This is a genomic window from Lelliottia sp. RD5 (genome assembly GCF_056032945.1).
In genome coordinates this window covers 228,446-248,428 of sequence record NZ_JBVYHQ010000006.1, presented here as the reverse complement: position 1 = coordinate 248,428, position 19,983 = coordinate 228,446, and the positions used below count along the sequence as shown (strand labels likewise).

At 51.7% G+C, this 19,983-nt stretch carries 16 protein-coding genes; 4 read left to right on the top strand and 12 right to left on the bottom strand.

Annotation, left to right across the window (positions count from 1 at the left end; all coding sequences use genetic code 11):
- Positions 1–62: 62 nt before the first annotated feature.
- The 9 genes from bamA to rpsB form a co-directional block, all read right to left on the bottom strand.
- Positions 63–2,480, bottom strand: coding sequence for an outer membrane protein assembly factor BamA (gene bamA / locus AC0LWE_RS18270; protein ID WP_202668208.1), 2,418 nt, complete (start codon positions 2,478–2,480; stop codon positions 63–65).
- 31 nt (positions 2,481–2,511) lie between these two features.
- Positions 2,512–3,864, bottom strand: coding sequence for a sigma E protease regulator RseP (gene rseP / locus AC0LWE_RS18265; RefSeq protein ID WP_059180067.1), 1,353 nt, complete (start codon positions 3,862–3,864; stop codon positions 2,512–2,514).
- An 11-nt stretch (positions 3,865–3,875) separates the two neighbouring features.
- Entirely contained in the window at positions 3,876–4,733 is an 858-nt protein-coding gene (gene cdsA / locus AC0LWE_RS18260) for a phosphatidate cytidylyltransferase (RefSeq protein ID WP_202668207.1), read from the bottom strand.
- A 12-nt stretch (positions 4,734–4,745) separates the two neighbouring features.
- Positions 4,746–5,504 (bottom strand): (2E,6E)-farnesyl-diphosphate-specific ditrans,polycis-undecaprenyl-diphosphate synthase, encoded by a 759-nt coding sequence (gene ispU / locus AC0LWE_RS18255; RefSeq protein ID WP_174342535.1) that lies wholly within the window; start codon positions 5,502–5,504, stop codon positions 4,746–4,748.
- A gap of 185 nt (positions 5,505–5,689) precedes the next feature.
- A complete protein-coding gene (gene ispC / locus AC0LWE_RS18250) occupies positions 5,690–6,889 on the bottom strand; it encodes a 1-deoxy-D-xylulose-5-phosphate reductoisomerase (protein ID WP_174342536.1) in 1,200 nt (399 codons plus the stop codon).
- A gap of 97 nt (positions 6,890–6,986) precedes the next feature.
- Entirely contained in the window at positions 6,987–7,544 is a 558-nt protein-coding gene (gene frr, locus AC0LWE_RS18245) for a ribosome recycling factor (RefSeq protein ID WP_012016118.1), read from the bottom strand.
- Between the two features lie 168 nt (positions 7,545–7,712).
- Positions 7,713–8,438, bottom strand: coding sequence for a UMP kinase (gene pyrH, locus AC0LWE_RS18240; protein ID WP_012016117.1), 726 nt, complete (start codon positions 8,436–8,438; stop codon positions 7,713–7,715).
- Positions 8,439–8,587: 149 nt separating this feature from the next.
- On the bottom strand, positions 8,588–9,439 hold the full coding sequence (gene tsf, locus AC0LWE_RS18235) for a translation elongation factor Ts (protein ID WP_012016116.1): 852 nt from the start codon (positions 9,437–9,439) through the stop codon (positions 8,588–8,590).
- A 118-nt stretch (positions 9,440–9,557) separates the two neighbouring features.
- Positions 9,558–10,283 carry a 30S ribosomal protein S2 gene (gene rpsB / locus AC0LWE_RS18230; RefSeq protein ID WP_012016115.1) on the bottom strand — a complete coding sequence of 242 codons (726 nt, stop codon included), beginning with the start codon at positions 10,281–10,283 and terminating at the stop codon, positions 9,558–9,560.
- A gap of 322 nt (positions 10,284–10,605) precedes the next feature.
- Here rpsB and map point away from each other — a divergent pair, with 322 nt between their 5' ends.
- From map to AC0LWE_RS18210, 4 genes are all read left to right on the top strand, one after another.
- A complete protein-coding gene (map, locus tag AC0LWE_RS18225) occupies positions 10,606–11,400 on the top strand; it encodes a type I methionyl aminopeptidase (RefSeq protein ID WP_059180070.1) in 795 nt (264 codons plus the stop codon).
- A gap of 61 nt (positions 11,401–11,461) precedes the next feature.
- Positions 11,462–14,137 (top strand): bifunctional uridylyltransferase/uridylyl-removing protein GlnD, encoded by a 2,676-nt coding sequence (gene glnD, locus AC0LWE_RS18220; protein WP_059180071.1) that lies wholly within the window; start codon positions 11,462–11,464, stop codon positions 14,135–14,137.
- 32 nt (positions 14,138–14,169) lie between these two features.
- The gene (dapD, locus tag AC0LWE_RS18215; RefSeq protein ID WP_012016112.1) at positions 14,170–14,994 is read left to right on the top strand and encodes a 2,3,4,5-tetrahydropyridine-2,6-dicarboxylate N-succinyltransferase; all 825 of its coding nucleotides are present in this window, start codon (positions 14,170–14,172) and stop codon (positions 14,992–14,994) included.
- Between the two features lie 110 nt (positions 14,995–15,104).
- Positions 15,105–15,494: a DUF3461 family protein gene (locus tag AC0LWE_RS18210; protein ID WP_012016111.1), complete on the top strand. Its 390-nt coding sequence runs from the start codon at positions 15,105–15,107 to the stop codon at positions 15,492–15,494.
- Positions 15,495–15,577: 83 nt separating this feature from the next.
- Here AC0LWE_RS18210 and cdaR read toward each other — a convergent pair whose 3' ends face one another.
- The 3 genes from cdaR to dgt all read right to left on the bottom strand — a co-directional run bounded on the left by cdaR (position 15,578) and on the right by dgt (position 19,979).
- The gene (cdaR, locus tag AC0LWE_RS18205; RefSeq protein WP_012016110.1) at positions 15,578–16,735 is read right to left on the bottom strand and encodes a DNA-binding transcriptional regulator CdaR; all 1,158 of its coding nucleotides are present in this window, start codon (positions 16,733–16,735) and stop codon (positions 15,578–15,580) included.
- Positions 16,736–16,888: 153 nt separating this feature from the next.
- Positions 16,889–18,334, bottom strand: coding sequence for a serine endoprotease DegP (gene degP / locus AC0LWE_RS18200; protein ID WP_131487509.1), 1,446 nt, complete (start codon positions 18,332–18,334; stop codon positions 16,889–16,891).
- Between the two features lie 130 nt (positions 18,335–18,464).
- Positions 18,465–19,979 carry a dGTPase gene (gene dgt, locus AC0LWE_RS18195; RefSeq protein WP_216980474.1) on the bottom strand — a complete coding sequence of 505 codons (1,515 nt, stop codon included), beginning with the start codon at positions 19,977–19,979 and terminating at the stop codon, positions 18,465–18,467.
- Positions 19,980–19,983 lie beyond the last annotated feature (4 nt).

Below are 19,983 nucleotides of genomic sequence, written 5' to 3'. Positions count from 1 at the left end.
TCGTCTATTCGATCGCCGGTTGTCAGCGCTACACTGCAAACGCATTCCATTGCTGCGGATTATTACCAGGTTTTACCAATGTTAAACTGGAACTGCTCCGCTTTGTCTCCATCGTATTTCTTAAACGGTTGGGCGTAAGAGAAGACCAACGGCCCCAACGGTGACATCCATTGTAATGCGATACCTGCAGACATGCGAATGTTGCTCGGATCGCTATAGTCTGGCACACCAGCTGCTTTCATCTGCGCAGTGTTTTCCCAGTTGGTATCCCATACCGTACCCGCATCCCAGAAGAACGAAGTACGTACAGAGTTCGCATACTTGTCACTGATAAACGGCGTAGGTGTGATTATTTCCAGGCTGGCGACACCCATGGCGTTACCGCCTACTGCGTCATCAGAACTACATACTTCACTGGAAGATGTCTTATTACAGTTATCTTTGTCGTTACCGCCGTAATACACCGCTTTCGGACCAATGTTATTGGACTGGAAGCCACGCACTGTGCTGGAACCGCCGGCATAGAAGTTTTCGTAGAATGGCAGCTCTTTGCTACCTAAACCGTCACCATAACCCCAACGCGTACGACCCAGAACCACCCATTTATGATCGTCATCGATCGGGAAATAGGATGCGGTATCAAGCGTCAATTTATAGAACTCGTTGTCGGAACCCGGCACGGTGACTTTACCGTTCAGGTTGACGCGAGAACCTTCCGTCGGGAAGAAACCACGGTCAAGACGGTTATACGTCCAGCCATAGTTAAAGGTGAAATCATCTGCAGCAAAGCCGTTATTGTCGCTGGATTTACTTGCTGTTTGACCGATTGAGTCCAGATAACGCCACATCGCCACCTGCGGTTGCATATTGGACAGGTCGTTATGCACGTATCCTAAGCCAGCACGCAGGGTGTTATATTCGTTAATCGGGAAGCCAAGCGTTCCATCTAAACCATAGCTTTTGTTGGTATAGGAAGACAGATCCGCATCGTCAGCTTTAAAGTCGTTATAGAAAATACGACCGCCAAGACTCACACCATCAACAGTAAAGTAAGGGTTAGTCACCGAGAATTCAGAGTACGTCTGGTAATCGTTTTTGGTTCCGTTGATACCAACGGAATAGCCAGTACCTAACCAGTTATCCTGCTGAACGCCAACCTGGAAGCTCACGCCACTTTCTGTGCCGTAACCGACACCAAAGTTGAAGCTACCGGTGTTACGCTCTTTGACCTTGTAAACAACGTCTACCTGATCAGGACTGCCCGCAACACGCTGGGTATCCGTATCAACCGTTTCGAAATAGCCCAGACGGTTCAGACGCTCTTTACCCTGATCGACCAGGTCGCTACCTAACCACGCGCCTTCCATCTGACGCATTTCGCGACGCAGTACGGAGTCTTTAGAGGTATCGTTACCTTCAAAGCGAATTTTACGCACGTAGAAACGGTTGCCCGCATCAACGTTTACGCGAAGTTTAACGGTTTTGTCCGTATCATTGATCTCAGGCTGCGTTTGTACGCGCGGATAAGCATAACCGTAACGGCCGAGCAGCTTTTTAATGCCGTCTTCCATTTTGGTCACTTTTGCGCCGCTATACAGCTCACCCGGCTGAAGTTTAGTCAGGCTCTCAATTTCTGCAGAATGACCCGCCAGGTTTCCACTGACTTCAACACCTGAAAGCTTATATTGATCGCCTTCAGTGATGTTTACCGTAATGTAGATACCTTTCTTGTCCGGAGTCAGACTGACCTGAGTCGAGTCGATATTGAAACGGGCGTAACCACGATCCAGATAGTAGCTACGGAGGGTTTCAAGGTCGCCGGCCAGCTTTTGCTTCTGATATTTACGATCGCCAACCACGTTCCACCACGGCACTTCGTCGCGGAGCTGGAACGTAGAGATCAGTTCGTCCGTGCTGAACGCGTGGTTACCCACGATATTGATCTGCTGGATTTTCGCGGAAACGCCTTCCTGGAAGACGAGCTTCAGATCGACACGGTTACGCGGCAGCGGTGTGACAACGGCTTTTACGCTCGCGCTGTATTTGCCGACGCTATAGTAGAAATCTTCCAGTCCTTTTTCGATATCAGACAGGGTGGTGCGGTCAAGAGATTCCCCGACACGAACACCCGATGCTTCAAGGTTTTGCTTGAGCATATCGTCTTTAACCGACTTATTACCGGAGAAAGTGATGCTGGCAATCGTTGGGCGTTCCTTCACCTGTACCAGCAGCGTATCACCATCGCGAAGGACGCGGACATCCTCAAAGTTGCCAGTGGCAAACAATGCGCGAATGGTATTACTGATATCTTCATCATTAACCGTGTCGCCCTGGCGAACTGGCATGCTGAGGAGGGCCGCACCAACGGCGACACGCTGAAGACCTTCGAAATGAATATCCTTCACTACGAAACCTTCAGCACCGTATACGGTCGCGCTGCTAAACAGCAGCGACGCTATGAGCAACTTTTTCATCGCCATCGTTATTATGCGTTCTTCCTAACACTCTCTCTTACAACCGAGAGAAATCATTGAAAAGTGCAAGCCCCATTAACAGCACCAGCAATATCGAGCCAATGCGATAACTAAAGTCTTGAACTCGCTCGGATACTGGTCCGCCTTTTAGCTTTTCAATCGCTAAAAACAGCAGGTGCCCCCCATCTAAAACGGGAAGCGGGAACAGGTTGATTATCCCGAGGTTCACGCTTATGAGCGCGAGAAACATGAGATAGTAAATCACCCCGAATTCCGCTGACATCCCAGCCCCTTGGGCGATAGAAATCGGCCCACTGAGGTTGTTCAGTTTTACGTCACCAGTTATCAATTTCCCCAACATAGTGACCGTAAGCTTCATCAATTGCCATGTTTTATCCGTGGCTTCAACGATTGCGCTAAACGGCCCATACTGGCGTATTGTCTTGTACTCATCAGGCAACGGGATCACTTTTGGCACTACGCCAGCAAACCCCTCAGCCTTGCCACCGCCCGGTTTGGTATCCGGAATCAGCGTCAAAGAGAGCGGACTCCCCTGCCTTTCAACTTCCAGCGCTAACGGTGTGCCGGGATTATCGCGCACCAGATTAACAAAGGTCATCCATTGCGTTAAAGGCTGACCATCGACTTTAACGATCCTGTCGCCCGCTTGCAAACCTGCTTTACGTGCTGCTGAATCATCCTGCACTTCGGCTAACACTGGCTCAATCTGCGCACCACGCGGACGAATACCCAGCGCAGCAACGGGATCTTCTTTGTCTGGCTCAAAAGCCCACTGACGCAAATCAAGAATTTTTTCCTGACGCTGACTCTCACCCACTGGCGAGACGCTAACTAAGGCTTTTTCATCGCCAATCTTAGAGACCAACTGCAGCCTAACGGCATCCCAATCAGGGGTTTCGATGCCATCGATCGCTTTAAGTTCCATGCCTGGCGTAATTTGCGCTGTTGCTGCGATGGAGTTGGCGGTAATTTCACCAACAACCGGGCGAACACCAGGGACACCGATGATAAACACCAGCCAATAAGCGAAGACAGCAAAGATGAAATTGGCTACCGGGCCGGCAGCGATGATAGCGGCGCGTTGGCTCACTGTTTTGTTGTTGAACGCGTAGTGTCGCATTTCAGGCGCAACAGATTCTACGCGTTCATCAAGCATTTTGACGTAGCCGCCAAGAGGGATCAGCGCGATGACAAACTCAGTGCCATGGCGATCGGTACGGCGCCATAACGATTTACCAAAGCCAATAGAGAAACGCTCGACCCGCACTCCGCAGCGCCGGGCAACCCAGAAATGGCCAAATTCATGCACGGTAATCAGTACACCCAGTGCAACTATGAACGCCGCCAGATTCCAGAGAATGCTCAGCATAAAACCTTCCGTTAAATCGTCCCGAATACCAGTAACAACAGGCATGCAAACACAGGAACCGCAGCCGTCAGGCTATCAATACGGTCCAGTATTCCACCATGTCCTGGAATGAGGTGACCGCTGTCTTTAATCCCTGCTTCACGCTTGAACATACTTTCGGTCAAATCACCTAATACGGATGCCAACGCAGCAAAGATAGAGCACACCAGCAACGTTGTCGGTGCAACTTCCAGATTTGCCCATACACCATATCCCCAGGAGATAATCGCTGCTGTAAACAGACCGCCGATGAACCCCTGCCAGGTCTTACCAGGCGAAACTTTTGGTGCCAGTTTATGTTTGCCAAACAGTTTACCAAACATATAGGCACCAGAGTCAGCACCCCAGACGAGAATCATGACATAAAGCAGCCACAACGCACCGCTGTAGTGGTTTTCGTCATAATGCCAGGCGCGCAACACGAGCATACCCCAGAAAAATGGAATAATAGTGAGCAGGCCGAAAATCAGACGTAGCGTTTTAGAGTTGCGCCAGATAGCTGCAGACTCGGGATAGAAAAGAACCAGCAGCAACGCGCCAATCCACCACCCCAGTGAGGCCCATAGCGAACCTGCCACCAGCGGCTGATGAATATCGTGATGATACTCGGGCAACATAAACAGCATCAGGGCCAATAACAGGCCACAGAGCACCGCCAGCCATACTCGCTGAGTGCGCGAGGTAAAGCCGCTAAGCTGTCCCCATTCCCACGCGGCGAGCATACACACCACCAGCGTGACAATAGCAAATCCCACCGGGGGCAGTAAAAACAGCGCCGCAATGACGATGGGTATTAATACAAAAGCGGAAATCAGGCGATACTTCAGCAAAAGCTACCCCCATCAGACTTTTTCGGCGCCTGGCTCAGTACCGCCGAAGCGACGCTCACGATTGGCAAAGGCATAAAGCGCACCTTCAAAGTCTTGTTCATCAAAATCGGGCCAGAGCACATCCGTAAAGTAAAGTTCGGCATAGGCAATTTGCCAAAGCAAAAAGTTACTAATGCGGTGTTCTCCCCCTGTCCTAATTACCAAATCCACGGGTGCGAGTTCATTCATGCAGATTTGCTGACCCAGCGTCTCTTCATCAATTTGGTCGGGTCTTAACAGCCCTTCCTGAACTTGCTCGGCGAGATGCCGAACGCCCTGGATAATATCCCAGCGTCCGCCGTAGTTCGCAGCGATATTGAGCGTCAGACCTGTATTATTTTCGGTCACCGCTTCCGCTTTGCGAATACGTTCCTGCAAACGTGAGTTAAAACGACTGGTATCGCCAATAATGCGCAAGCGAACGTTGTGGCGGTGGAGGCTTTTGACTTCGCTGTCGAGCGCCCACACAAACAACTCCATCAACGCAGTCACTTCCTGCGGAGGTCGATTCCAGTTTTCACTGCTAAAAGCATAGAGCGTTAACGCATCAATGCCGTTATTGGCGGCAAATGAAACGGCGCGACGAACAGATTTCGCCCCAGCTTTATGCCCAAAGGCTCGTATCTTCCCTTGTCTTTTCGCCCAGCGGCCGTTGCCATCCATAATGATTGCTACATGACGACAGCCATGAGCTGGCAAGTTTTCGCTTATTGGTTGATTCGCAGACAACATAACGCGTTTTTAGTCCCTGAAAGGATTTTACGGTACTCAGGAATACTGAAGCCATTACATAAAAAAGCCGTGTCTAACCACGGCTTACCTGACCACTTAAAGCCAAATACCTGCGATCAGGTGGCGCAGACTATATCACTGAAGCCTAACGCTAACAAACAACACAAGCACGAGTCGGTGGATTATCACCAGCTTGCGAGATGCGTCACCGCTTTACGCGCAGCCATACGAGCCTGTAAATCGACGGCCAGCACCTCCTCAACGCTCTGCGGTTCCCGTAAATCCATCTTTTCAAGAACCGATAGATTGAGCGCCGCAATATCCGTAAAGCGGATCTGCTGTTTCAGAAATGCTTCAACCGTAATTTCGTTGGCTGCGTTCAGTGCTGTCGTTGCCGCTTGTCCCTGATCAAAAGCATTCATCGCCAGCTTCAGACAAGGGTAACGGTCGTAGTCAGGTTCGCTGAAGGTGAGTGCACTCAGCTTGCAGAAATCGAGTGGCTTTGCCCCCGACATCACACGGTTTGGCCACGCCATCGAATGCGCGATTGGCGTGCGCATATCCGGTTCACCCAACTGCGCAATTACGCTGCCATCCTGATAGCGCACCATGGAGTGGATCACCGACTGCGGGTGAATCAACACTTCCATCTGTTTTGCGGACGCGTTAAACAGCCAGCGAGCTTCAATGTATTCCAGACCTTTATTCATCATGGTGGCCGAGTCGACAGAGATTTTTCGCCCCATTGACCAGTTCGGATGACGGCATGCCTGATCGGGCGTCATTGAGACCAGTTCAGACAAAGGCGTTTCACGGAACGGGCCACCAGACCCGGTGAGCAAAACTGACACAACGCCATTTTGCTCAAGGGAAGCGTACCCCAGGTTTTCCTGGAAAGGTTGCGGTAAACTCTGAAAAATCGCGTTATGTTCGCTATCTACCGGTAAAAGTCGCGCCCCCCGCTGTTTTACGGCGTCCATAAAGAGGCGTCCGCATGTTACTAACGCTTCTTTATTTGCCAGTAAAACGGTTTTCCCCGCGTCAATTGCTGCGAGCGTAGGCAAAAGGCCTGCCGCGCCAACAATCGCCGCCATCACCTGATCGACGTCATCCAGCGCAGCCATATCACAAGCGGCTTGTCGCCCGCTCATGACTTCCGTAGCACTTCCCTGCCCCGCCAGCAACACTTTAACCTGGCGAGCACTTTCCTCGTCATCCATCACCGCATAACGGGGAGAAAACTCAAGACATTGTTCAACCATGCGCTGCACGTTCTTCCCGGCCACAAGGGCGGTCACCGTGTATTCTTCAGGGTTATGGCGAACAACGTCGAGAGTGCTGCAACCAATCGAGCCGGTCGAGCCGAGGAGAGTTAAATGCTTCATGAGATGCCCGGGAGATAGTTAAACCATATAAAAGCAAAACGCCGCCAGCAAAGTCACATGGACTTTCTGAACGGCGTTTATCAGATTACGACAGAAATCAGAACTGCATCAGTTCCGCTTCTTTATCTGCCAGCGCCGCATCAAGTTTTTTGATGGCTGCGTCAGTCAGTTTCTGCACGTCGTCCTGAGAACGGCGATCGTCATCTTCGCTGATTTCTTTATCTTTCAGCAGTGCTTTCACTTTGTCGTTCGCATCACGACGGACGTTACGTACGGCAACGCGCGCGCCTTCTGCTTCACCACGAACCACTTTGATCAGCTCTTTACGACGTTCTTCAGTCAGCGCTGGAAGCGGAACGCGAATGTCTGTACCTGCTGAGCTTGGGTTCAAACCCAAATCAGAAGCCATAATCGCTTTTTCAACAGCCGGACCCAAAGAACGGTCAAAGACGTTGATTTTCAGCGTACGGGTATCTTCTACCGTGACGCTCGCCAGCTGACGCAGAGGGGTTGGCGTACCGTAATATTCTACGATAATGCCATCCAGCAGGCTTGGAGAAGCGCGGCCAGTGCGCACTTTGCTAATTTGGTTTTTGAAGGCTTCTACGCATTTTTCCATGCGCACTTCAGCATCTTTTCTGATATCGCTAATCACGTTACGAATCCTTGAAAACTTGTTTCAGGCAGACTATCCGCCAACACAGCCGCTATAGGTGTGCTAAGTATAGTCGCGTTTAAATCATGACAACGCCTGAGGCGTGTCGAGGTAAGAAATCACTACAAAGTAAAGCGGAATCTTACCTGTATTTATCGTCAACGGAAATTATTCCGTGATCAAAGTGCCTTCTTTTTCACCCATCACTACGCGACGCAGTGCTCCGGGCTTATTCATGTTGAAAACACGAATCGGTAATTTGTGGTCACGAGCCAGCGTAAAGGCAGCAAGATCCATGACTTTCAGCTCTTGATCCAGCACTTCGTTGTAGCTCAGCTGTTCGTACATCGTTGCGGAAGGATCTTTTGCTGGATCGGCGGTAAACACGCCATCCACTTTGGTTGCTTTCAATACTACGTCGGCTTCGATTTCAATACCGCGCAGACAGGCTGCTGAGTCGGTCGTAAAGAACGGATTACCGGTACCCGCGGAAAGAATTACCACGCGGTTATTGCGCAGCAGGCTGATCGCTTCTGCCCAGCTGTAGTTATCGCACACGCCGTTCAGCGGAATAGCTGACATCAGGCGAGCGTTCACATAGGCGCGATGAAGTGCATCACGCATTGCCAGGCCATTCATCACGGTAGCCAGCATACCCATGTGGTCACCCACAACACGGTTCATACCCGCTTTCGCCAGACCAGCGCCACGGAAAAGATTACCACCGCCAATTACCACGCCAACCTGGATACCCAGTTCAACCAGTTCTTTGATTTCCTGTGCCATGCGGTCAAGAATGCTTGCATCGATACCGAAGCCTTCTGTTCCCTGCAGCGCTTCGCCACTAAGCTTAAGCAGAATGCGTTTGTACACGGGTTTTGCATTGGTAGCCATGTTTCTTTCCTGAGACTGTCAACGATTGAGATGGGGGTTAATTCTGGCGACATAGTACGTCGCTTATCAGTGCAGAAACTACGGGTTTCTGTCTGATTTTTACATGACGGGCAAAAAGAAGCCGCCCTCAGGCGGCTCCTTCGCAATCCTTAAGACTGCTTGGACATTGCAGCAACTTCTGCTGCGAAGTCAGTTTCGACTTTCTCGATGCCTTCGCCCACTTCGAAGCGGATGAAACCAGTCACGTCAGCATTGTGCTCTTTCAGCAGCTGAGCAACAGACTTGGTTGGATCCATAACGAATGGCTGACCCGTCAGAGAAACTTCGCCGGTGAATTTCTTCATGCGGCCTTCAACCATTTTCTCTGCGATTTCTTTCGGCTTGCCAGACTGCATAGCGATGTCGAGCTGAACCTGGTACTCTTTTTCTACCACTTCAGCAGACACGTCTTCTGGCTTAACGAATTCTGGTTTGCTTGCAGCGATGTGCATAGCCAGCTGTTTAACCAGCTCTTCGTCAGCGCCTTTAGCAGCAACCAGAACACCGATACGTGCACCGTGCTGGTAAGAACCCAGTACGTCGCCTTCGATGGAAGCAACACGACGGATGTTGATGTTCTCACCGATTTTAGCAACCAGCGCAACACGCTCTTCTTCGAACTGTGCTTTCAGAACGTCAACGTCAGTGATTTTGCCAGCGATAGCAGCGTCCAGAACTTTGTTAGCAAATGCCTGGAAACCACCGTCTTTTGCTACGAAGTCAGTCTGGCAGTTAACTTCCAGAATGATGCCGTAGGTGCCGTCGATTTTGGTCAGGATTACGCCGTCAGCAGCAACGTTGCCTGCTTTTTTCGCCGCTTTGATCGCGCCGGATTTACGCATGTTTTCGATTGCCAGCTCGATGTCGCCGTTAGCTTCAACCAATGCTTTTTTGCAATCCATCATGCCTGCGCCAGTACGTTCGCGCAGCTCTTTTACCAGGGATGCGGTAATTTCAGCCATTCTTAAATCCTCGGGAGATGACCGGCTCGGTTCATGGAACCAAACAGGTTTAAAAGTGAAAAAGGGGCCATTAAGAGGCCCCTATCCATACACGGTACTAATAAGGGGTAGAACCTTATTATTCAGCTTCTACGAAGCTTTCTTCCGCTTGAGAAGCCAGATCCTGAGAACGGCCTTCACGTACGGTTGCCGCTACAGCACCCAGGTACAGAGTAACAGCACGGATTGCATCGTCGTTACCCGGGATAACGAAGTCAACACCGTCCGGATCGGAGTTGGTATCAACGATAGCAAATACCGGGATACCCAGGTTGTTGGCTTCTTTAATTGCGATGTGCTCGTGGTCAGCATCGATAACGAACAGAGCGTCTGGCAGACCACCCATGTCTTTGATACCGCCCAGGCTGTTTTCCAGCTTGGCCAGCTCACGAGTGCGCATCAGGGCTTCTTTTTTGGTCAGCTTATCGAAAGTACCGTCCTGAGACTGGATTTCCAGATCTTTCAGGCGCTTGATGGACTGACGAACAGTTTTCCAGTTAGTCAGCATACCGCCCAACCAGCGATGGTTCACGAAGAACTGGTCGCAGTTGTTAGCAGCATCTTTCACAGCTTCGCTTGCAGCGCGTTTAGTACCAACAAACAGAATCTTACCTTTACGGGAAGAGATCTTGCTCAGCTCAGCCAGGGCTTCGTTGAACATTGGTACAGTTTTCTCAAGGTTGATGATGTGAACTTTGTTACGCGCGCCGAAGATGAAAGGCTTCATTTTCGGGTTCCAGTAACGGGTCTGGTGACCAAAGTGAACACCAGCCTTGAGCATGTCGCGCATGGAAACAGTTGCCATGGTAAAAACCTCTATAGTAAATGTTGGGGTTATGCCTCCACGTATCCCATATTACCGACCCCTAGGGGCACCCCGGAATATGTGCCGATACGTGTGTGTAATTACACAAAGTGAGATTTGTCGCTTCAGGTCCATCTTGTGTATACGAAATGGATCGGAAGTCCGGCGCGCTTTATACCACAAAACACCGGCAGAAACCAATAATTGTTGGCCTGATGTGCTGTTACTGATTCTCAATTTGGCAGCAAGTGCGAGGGACTGATACCATTGACAACACAAAGACTAGTATCGTCGAAAAAATCGACACTGATGGACAGATTACATGGCTATCTCTATTAAGACCCCTGAAGAAATTGAAAAAATGCGCGTCGCCGGTCGTCTGGCCGCTGAAGTGCTGGAAATGATCGAGCCGTTCATTAAACCGGGCGTCAGCACCGGCGAGCTGGATCGCATCTGTAATGACTATATCGTTAATGAGCAGCACGCGGTTTCCGCTTGCCTGGGCTACCACGGCTTTCCGAAATCCGTCTGTATCTCTATTAATGAAGTCGTCTGCCACGGCATCCCGGATGATGAGAAACTGTTGAAGGACGGTGATATCGTCAACATCGACGTGACCGTCATTAAAGATGAATATCACGGCGACACCTCAAAAATGTTTATCGTCGGCAAGCCCACCATTCTGGGCGAGCGCCTGTGTCGTGTGACGCAAGAAAGCCTCTATCTGGCGTTGAAGATGGTGAAACCAGGCATTCGTCTGCGTACCCTCGGTGCCGCCATTCAGAAATTTGTCGAAGCGGAAGGTTTTTCCGTGGTTCGAGAATACTGCGGTCACGGCATTGGTCGCGTCTTCCACGAAGAACCGCAGGTTCTGCACTACGATGCAGACGATGGCGGCGTGGTGCTGCAAAAAGGCATGACCTTTACTATCGAACCGATGGTGAACTCCGGCGACTACCGCATCCGCACCATGAAAGATGGCTGGACGGTAAAAACCAAAGACAGAAGCTTGTCTGCGCAGTACGAGCATACTATTGTGGTCACAGACAACGGCTGCGAAATTATGACGTTGCGAAAGGATGACACCATCCCGGCGATACTCTCGCACAACGAATAATAAGAAGCCGGCGAATGCCGGCTTTTTTAATGGCGATAGCTTTTACTTATGGGTGACGTAGATGAATAACCTTTTACCCGAACAGTATGCCAACACGGCACTCCCCACCCTGCCCGATCAGCCGGACAACCCGGGAGTGTGGCCTCAGCGTGAGCTGACGTGTGCGGATATCAAAGCGCACATTGAGGTATTTCAGCGTTGGCTGGGTAAAGCCTTTGACGAAGGCATTTCTGCGGAAGCGCTCATTGAAGCGCGCACCGAATTTATCGACCAAATGCTGCAACGGCTGTGGATTGATTATGGCTTTGGGCAAATCAGCGACGTCGCGCTGGTCGCTGTCGGAGGGTACGGACGCGGTGAGTTACACCCGTTGTCCGACATCGATCTGCTCGTCCTGAGCCGTAAAAAGCTGTCGGACGAACAGGCGCAAAAAATTGGCGAGCTGCTGACGCTGCTGTGGGACGTCAAGCTGGAAGTGGGCCACAGCGTTCGCACGCTTGAAGAGTGTCTGCTCGAAGGGCTATCCGATCTGACCGTCGCCACCAATCTGATCGAAACACGTTTGCTGATTGGCGACGTCGCATTGTTTCTTGAACTGCAGAAGCACATTTTCAGCGAAGGTTTCTGGCCTTCCGAAAAATTCTTTGCCGCCAAGGTCGAAGAACAAAATGTGCGCCACCAGCGCTATCACGGCACCAGCTATAATCTTGAGCCAGATATCAAAAGCAGCCCGGGTGGGTTGCGCGACATCCACACGCTTCAGTGGGTTGCCCGTCGCCATTTTGGCGCGACATCCCTTGATGAGATGGTCGGCTTTGGCTTTTTAACCGAAGCCGAACGCAACGAGCTGAACGAATGCCTGCATCTGCTATGGCGGATTCGTTTTGCGTTGCATCTTGAAGTCACCCGCTATGACAACCGTCTGCTGTTCGACAGGCAGTTGAGCGTCGCCCAGCGCCTGAACTACAGCGGTGAAGGCAACGAGCCGGTTGAACATATGATGAAGGATTTCTTCCGCGTCACCCGTCGCGTGAGTGAACTTAATCAGATGCTATTGCAGCTTTTCGATGAAGCGATCCTGGCGCTGACGCCGGATGAAAAGCCGCGCCCGATCGATGACGAATTCCAGCTGCGCGGTACGTTGATCGACCTGCGCGACGAAACGCTGTTTATGCGCGAGCCAGAAGCGATCCTGCGCATGTTTTACACCATGGTTCGCAACAGCACGATCACCGGGATCTACTCCACGACGCTGCGCCATTTGCGTCACGCACGCCGCCATCTGAAACAGCCACTTTGCTACATACCGGAAGCACGCTCGCTCTTTCTGAGCATGCTGCGCCATCCTGGCGCGGTCAAACGTGGTCTTTTACCGATGCACCGCCACAGCGTGTTATGGGCCTATATGCCCCAGTGGTCGCACATTGTCGGTCAGATGCAGTTTGACCTTTTTCATGCCTATACGGTGGATGAACATACCATTCGCGTGATGCTGAAACTCGAAAGTTTCGCGAATGAAGAAACCCGTTCCATGCATCCGCTATGTGTGGATCTGTGGCCGCGCCTCAGCCACCCGGAGCTGATCCTGATCGCTGCCCTATTCCACGATATCGCCAAAGGGCGCGGCGGCGATCACTCCGTGCTCGGCGCGCAGGACGTGCTGAAATTTGCCGAGCTGCACGGCCTCAACTCACGAGAAACCCAGCTGGTGGCGTGGCTTGTGCGTCATCATCTGTTAATGTCCGTGACCGCACAGCGCCGCGATATTCAGGATCCGGAAGTCATCAAGCAGTTCGCCGAAATCGTCCAGACGGAAAACCGGCTGCGTTTTCTGGTGTGTCTCACCGTGGCAGATATCTGCGCCACCAACGAAACGCTGTGGAACAGCTGGAAGCAAAGCCTGTTGCGCGAACTCTATTTTGCCACTGAAAAGCAGCTGCGCCGTGGGATGCAAAACACGCCCGATATGCGGGAACGTGTGCGTCACCACCAGCTTCAGGCATTGGCACTGCTGCGCATGGACAACATTGATGAAGAGGCCCTTCATCAGATCTGGTCGCGCTGTCGGGCGAACTATTTTGTGCGTCACAGCCCGCATCAGCTCGCCTGGCATGCCCGCCATCTTCTCGACCACGATCTGTCGAAGCCGATGATCCTGTTGAGTCCACAGGCCACACGCGGCGGGACGGAAATTTTCATCTGGAGCCCTGACAGAGCCTATCTGTTTGCTGCGGTGTGCGCTGAGCTGGACAGGCGAAATCTCAGCGTGCACGACGCGCAGATTTTCACCACGCGCGACGGCATGGCGATGGACACCTTTATCGTACTGGAGCCAGACGGAAGTCCTCTTTCTGCCGATCGCCATGAAGCCATTCGTTTTGGTCTGGAGCAGGCCATTACTCAGCACAGCTGGCAGCCGCCGCAACCGCGTCGCCAACCGGCAAAACTGCGCCATTTTACCGTCGATACCGAGGTCAATTTCCTGCCGACTCATACCGATCGTAAATCGTTCCTCGAACTGATCGCCCTCGACCAGCCGGGACTGCTCGCACGCGTTGGTCAGGTCTTTGCCGACCTGGGAATTTCCCTGCATGGCGCCAGAATTACAACCATTGGCGAGCGAGTAGAAGATTTATTCATAATCGCTACTGCCGACAGGCGTGCGCTTAATAATGAGCTGCAACTTGAGGTGCAACAACGGTTGACAGCGGCCCTCAATCCAAACGATAAAGGGTGACGTGTTTTTTAGTGAAATGGAAAGTGTAAACAATGCAGCAGTTACAGAACGTTATTGAGTCCGCCTTTGAGCGTCGCGCCGATATTACTCCGGCAAATGTGGATACCGTAACCCGCGAAGCGGTTAATCAGGTGATTTCTCTGCTTGATTCCGGCGCGCTGCGTGTAGCAGAAAAAATTGACGGCCAGTGGGTCACGCATCAGTGGCTGAAAAAAGCCGTGCTGCTCTCTTTCCGTATTAACGATAACCAGGTTATCGACGGTGCGGAAAGCCGCTACTTCGATAAAGTCCCGATGAAATTCGCTGATTATGACGAAGCGCGTTTCGTGAAAGAAGGTTTCCGCGTCGTGCCGCCTGCGGCCGTTCGCCAGGGTGCATTTATTGCACGCAATACCGTGCTGATGCCGTCTTATGTGAACATCGGTGCTTACGTTGACGAAGGCTCAATGGTGGATACCTGGGCGACCGTAGGTTCATGCGCCCAGATTGGTAAAAACGTTCACCTGTCCGGCGGCGTCGGAATCGGTGGCGTTCTCGAGCCGTTGCAGGCCAATCCAACCATCATTGAAGACAACTGCTTCATTGGCGCACGTTCTGAAGTGGTTGAGGGCGTGATCGTTGAAGAAGGCTCCGTGATTTCCATGGGCGTTTATATCGGTCAGAGCACCCGTATTTACGATCGTGAAACGGGCGAAGTACATTATGGTCGCGTACCAGCAGGTTCCGTTGTCGTTTCCGGTAACCTGCCGTCGAAAGACGGTAAGTACAGCCTGTATTGCGCGGTTATCGTGAAAAAAGTCGATGCCAAAACCCGCAGTAAAGTTGGTATTAACGAATTGCTGCGTACCATCGATTAATCAGGTACAACAAAAAGCGGGGCTACCCCGCTTTTTTTACATCTGAAGGTGGCGAAAATAGATTTTTTCGTTAATTATTCATGGGTTATGTTGAGATCAAGGGTACCGCTATGTACGATAATCTGAAAAGTCTGGGCATTACCAATCCTGATGAAATTGATCGTTATAGCCTCCGCCAGGAAGCGAACAACGATATTTTGAAAATCTATTTTCACAAGGACAAAGGAGAGTTTTTCGCGAAAAGCGTGAAGTTCAAATACCCGCGTCAACGTAAAACCGTCGTCGCTGATGGTGTCGGCCAGGGGTATAAAGAAGTTCAGGAAATCAGCCCCAACCTGCGCTACGTGATCGATGAACTCGATCAGATCTGCCAGCGCGACCGCACCGAAGTCGATCTGAAACGTAAGATCCTCGATGACCTTCGTCACCTTGAAAGCGTTGTGACGCACAAGATCAGCGAAATCGAAGCCGATCTTGAGAAATTGACCCGCAATAAGTAAAAAACAAAGCGGCAACCTTGCGTTGCCGTTTTTCGTTTTTTCTCCTTCTGCCCGTGGGTGAGAGCATCAGCGTGCACTCTACATCATCTCTGTTCATCCAGCTGCAACGCGACGTAAAGCAGCAGCCTGTCGTCGAAATTGCCCAAATCGAGCCCGGTTAATTCCGAAATACGGTTCAGACGGTATTCCAGCGTATTCCGGTGAATAAACAGTGCCTTAGACGTCGCCAGCGGCTGGACGTTATGGCGAAACCATGCCTGCAACGTCCGGCGCAGTAACCCATTGTTATCCATTGCCTTCAGGCGCACTAATGGCCGCGCCAGCTCGTTGGCCTGCCAGCCACCGCGCAAGCTGTCGAGCAGCACCGGGAGCATCAGATCCTGATAAAAATATCCCCTGCTTTCCGGCATGCGCTGTTTCCCCACCATCATGGTGGTGCGCGCCGTTCGCCATGAACGCGCGATGCTCCCGGGACCGGTAAAATAGTTGCCCAGCGCGACGCGAAAACGCAGTTGCCCGTTCTCTTTCATTCGCGCAATTAACTGCTCAACCCGACGGCGGTGATCTTCTGCATCCCAGCGGCCAAACTGATTCAGCGCAGGCTTGAGCACCACCATTTCTGTCAATGAGACGATTGCGACCAGGTTATTACGCTCCGGGGTCGCTAGCGCGTTTTGCAGCTGTTGTAATTCCGCCATCGCGCTGTCCACGCCTAGCTGGCCGCTATCGACTTCGATAACAGCCACAACGCGTGGTTGATTGAGATCGATACCCAGACGCTGCGCCCATTCGGTCAGCGCAGGGGTGTGCTCTTCGGCCTGAATCAGGTTCATCACCAGCTCTTCGCGCAGGCGACTGTCCTGCGCCAGAAGATGCATCAGACGCGATTGTTCCAACATCATCTCGGCGGTCATGCACACCAGCTCACCGTATTTGCGCAAAGATTCAGGCTCACCCGTCAGGCCAATTACGCCAACGATTTCCCCTTCCAGACGCAGCGGCAGATTGATGCCCTGACGCACACCATGCAGATGCCGCGCGACGGCATCGTCAATATCAACGACGCGTCCCTGGGAAAGCACCAGCAGCGCGCCTTCGTGCAATTCACCAATACGCTCCCGATCGCCGCTGCCGATGATTCGCCCACGGGCATCCATTACGTTGATATTGGTATCGATGATGCGCATGGTGCGCGCCACGATTTCCTGCGCCATTTTGGTATCGAGATGCCAGCCAGCCATGTAATCCTCCCGTGAGCAGAGCTCAAGCATAGGGAAGTTCAATAACGGCTGCATTGTGCGAATGCACAAAGTCAGGGAAAGAAATATGGACTTGTGGGAAGGGTCACAGAAAAGGAGACGCTCCAGCCTGAAGTCAGGCTGGAGCGGAGGAGATTACTGCATCAACAGGTACAGAGTGGTGTCACCACGCTGGATATTCAGCGCCAGCACGTTAGGTTTGCTGTCGAGAATTTTGCGCAGCTCAGCAATGTTTTTCACCGGCTGCTGGTTAGCGCCAATAATCACATCGCCTTTTTTCAGGCCGATACGGGCCGCTGGAGAGCCAGCTTTAACGTTGCTCACGACCACACCTTTATCAGCTCCTTTGTTGCTCATATCCGCACCTTCAATACCGCTGAAGATAGAGCTGGAATCGACCTGAGTCTGGCTGCTCTGCTGCAGTTCAAGATTCACGCTGACGGGTTTACCATCGCGCAGCAGACCCAACGTCACTTTGCTGCCCACCGGCATTGAGCCGACTTCAGCGCGCAGCGCCGCAAAGCTGCTGATTGGCTTACCGTTCAGGGTGGTGATCACATCACCCGCCTTGATACCGGCTTTCGCTGCAGAGGAGTTTGGCATCACCTGGCTAACAAAGGCCCCGCGCTGCGCGTCAACTTTCATTGCCTTCGCCAGTTCGGAGTTCAGTTCCGTGCCCAGAATACCCAGTTCACCGCGTTTGACCTGGCCGAATTCAACCATCTGGCTGGTCAGGTTTTTCACCATGTTACTTGGGATCGCAAAGCCGATACCGATGTTGCCGCCGTCCGGTGCCAGAATCGCGGTGTTGATACCGATCAGCTCACCGTTCAGGTTAACCAGCGCACCGCCGGAGTTACCGCGGTTAATGGCCGCATCCGTCTGGATAAAGTTTTCGTAGTTTTCCGCATTCAGGCCGCTACGGCCCAGTGCAGAAACGATACCGGATGTCACCGTTTCACCCAGACCAAACGGGTTACCGATGGCGACGGTGTAATCGCCGACGCGCAGGGCATCGGAATCAGCCAGCTTAATGGCCGTCAGGTTTTTTGGATCCTGAATCTGAATCAGAGCGATATCAGAGCGCGGGTCTTTACCCACCACTTTGGCATCAAATTTACGGCCATCGCTCAGCTGTACTTTGATGGTGCTGGCATTGTCCACAACGTGGTTATTGGTGACGACATAGCCTTTCGCCGCGTCAATGATCACGCCCGATCCCAGCGCCATGAATTTTTGCTGCTGACCGCCGCCATTGCCGCCAGGGCTGTCATCGCCCGCGCCACCGCCCTGACAGAACGGTGAACTCTGGAATGGCGAACCGTCCTGACAGAACGGAGAATTATCGCCAAAGAACTGCTGGAAGTTACGCGGCATGCGCGGCGTATTAACGGTTGTGCTCCCCTCAACGTTAATACTCACCACCGATGGCATCACTTTTTCAAGCATCGGGGCCAGGCTTGGCATCTGCTGCGCGGTTGTGGCCGAAGACGCGGTCTCGGCTGCGCTTGCAGAAAGGGGAGACAACGCTAAACCTAAACTCAAAGCGAGTGCACTCATTGCTAATGTTGTTTTTTTCATGTTCTCAATCTCGATTAACAGATTACGCAAAATTGCTGTGTACATCAGATTCGTTTTCAGCGCCTAAGTTCCGGGATTAAGTTTCTGGAAAAAGTAAAAATTTATTGGCCGTCTTTACAAAACTCATCAGTTATTCCACAGCCATCAGACGACGGTATTCATCCCATGCATACAAATCTGTCATCCCGCTGATATAGTCCTGAATAAGCCGACAGCGATAATAATATTCCATCACTGGCCACTGTGCAGAGGTGCGATCAATTTTACTCACGGCTTCGACATAGGCAAGACGATGACGGGTCGAGAGTTTATGTAATAGTCGTGTTTCAATCGGCAGGCGTTTCACGCGATCTGTTTCTACAAGTTCAGTAAATTCCTCTACGGATAATTTCAGCAGCGGCTGATAAATATCCAGCAGACCGCTGATCACGCGGTAGCCTTGTAATTCCAGCTGTTCGACATCTGGGTGGCTAAAGACATGACGAATAGCGACATTTTTATATAACTCAAGAAGTTGACTGAAACTGCTGTCGTCCTCAAGCAACGCATGATTAAACTCACCGGAGAAAATTGCGGGCAAGTTATCGATAAAACGCGCAGCGGAATACGGTACCAGTTTATTTAACGTGTTGACGCGCAAATACATAAAAAACTGATCTTCAGTGCTGCGACTGAGGGTATTCGAGCGCGATTTATCCCAGGCATTTTCCACAACCTGAGAAAATAATGAGCCTTTTTCGTGGGTGCCCCAGGCATCATAAAGATGCTGATAAAGTTCCTCGACGCTGAATATTCTTTTCTCAACGGCGTCTTCCAGATCGGCCACGCAATAGGAAATGTCATCGGCAGCTTCCATAATCCAGGTCAATGGAAAACGGCCGTGAGGCGTCAGTGACAGTTCCTTACGCAGTCGTTCAATATAGGCCTCTTCAGACAAATAATAGCCGGGCTTTTTCATTAAATAACTGTGGGACGCAGGCGGCTCGCCCATCCACCATGCCGGACGGGTGTATTTCAGGATGCAACCCACCTGCGCCCAGGTCAAATTCATCCGCATCAGGGAGTGCACCAGCCTGATTCCTTGCGCATTGCCTTCAAACTGACACAGATCCTGACGCACTTTGCGCCGCAGAACGTTTAATGGTTCTTCGCCTTCGCGCAACCGTAAATCCCGTACGATGCAGCGATCGTCGCTTTGCGGTTGGCTGGCAGCGTCCAACGGGAACAAGCGCTGTTTAAACCAGTCGTTAATCGCCGCCTCACCAAAATGACCAAACGGCGGATTGCCGATGTCGTGCATCAGACACGCCATCTCAACGATGCTCTCGAACGGGCCGGTCAACTCATCCAGACCGTACGTTTCCAGCAGACGCTGCTCTTTAAGGCGACTTAAAATTTCTTTGGCGATGTAGCGTCCCACCTGCTGAACTTCCATCGAATGGGTCAGACGCGTGCGGACGGCAGCGTTACGCTCGAGCGGGAACACCTGGGTTTTTTGCTGTAAGCGGCGGATGGCAGGAGAGTTAATGATGCGCCCACGATCGCTTTCGAAGATCCGCAGGATCTCATGCTCGCTCTTGCTCCCCTGTGGGGATCGGAATCGACGATGCCAGTTAATTTTGTTGCGAAAATCGATTGGTGCCATGTGC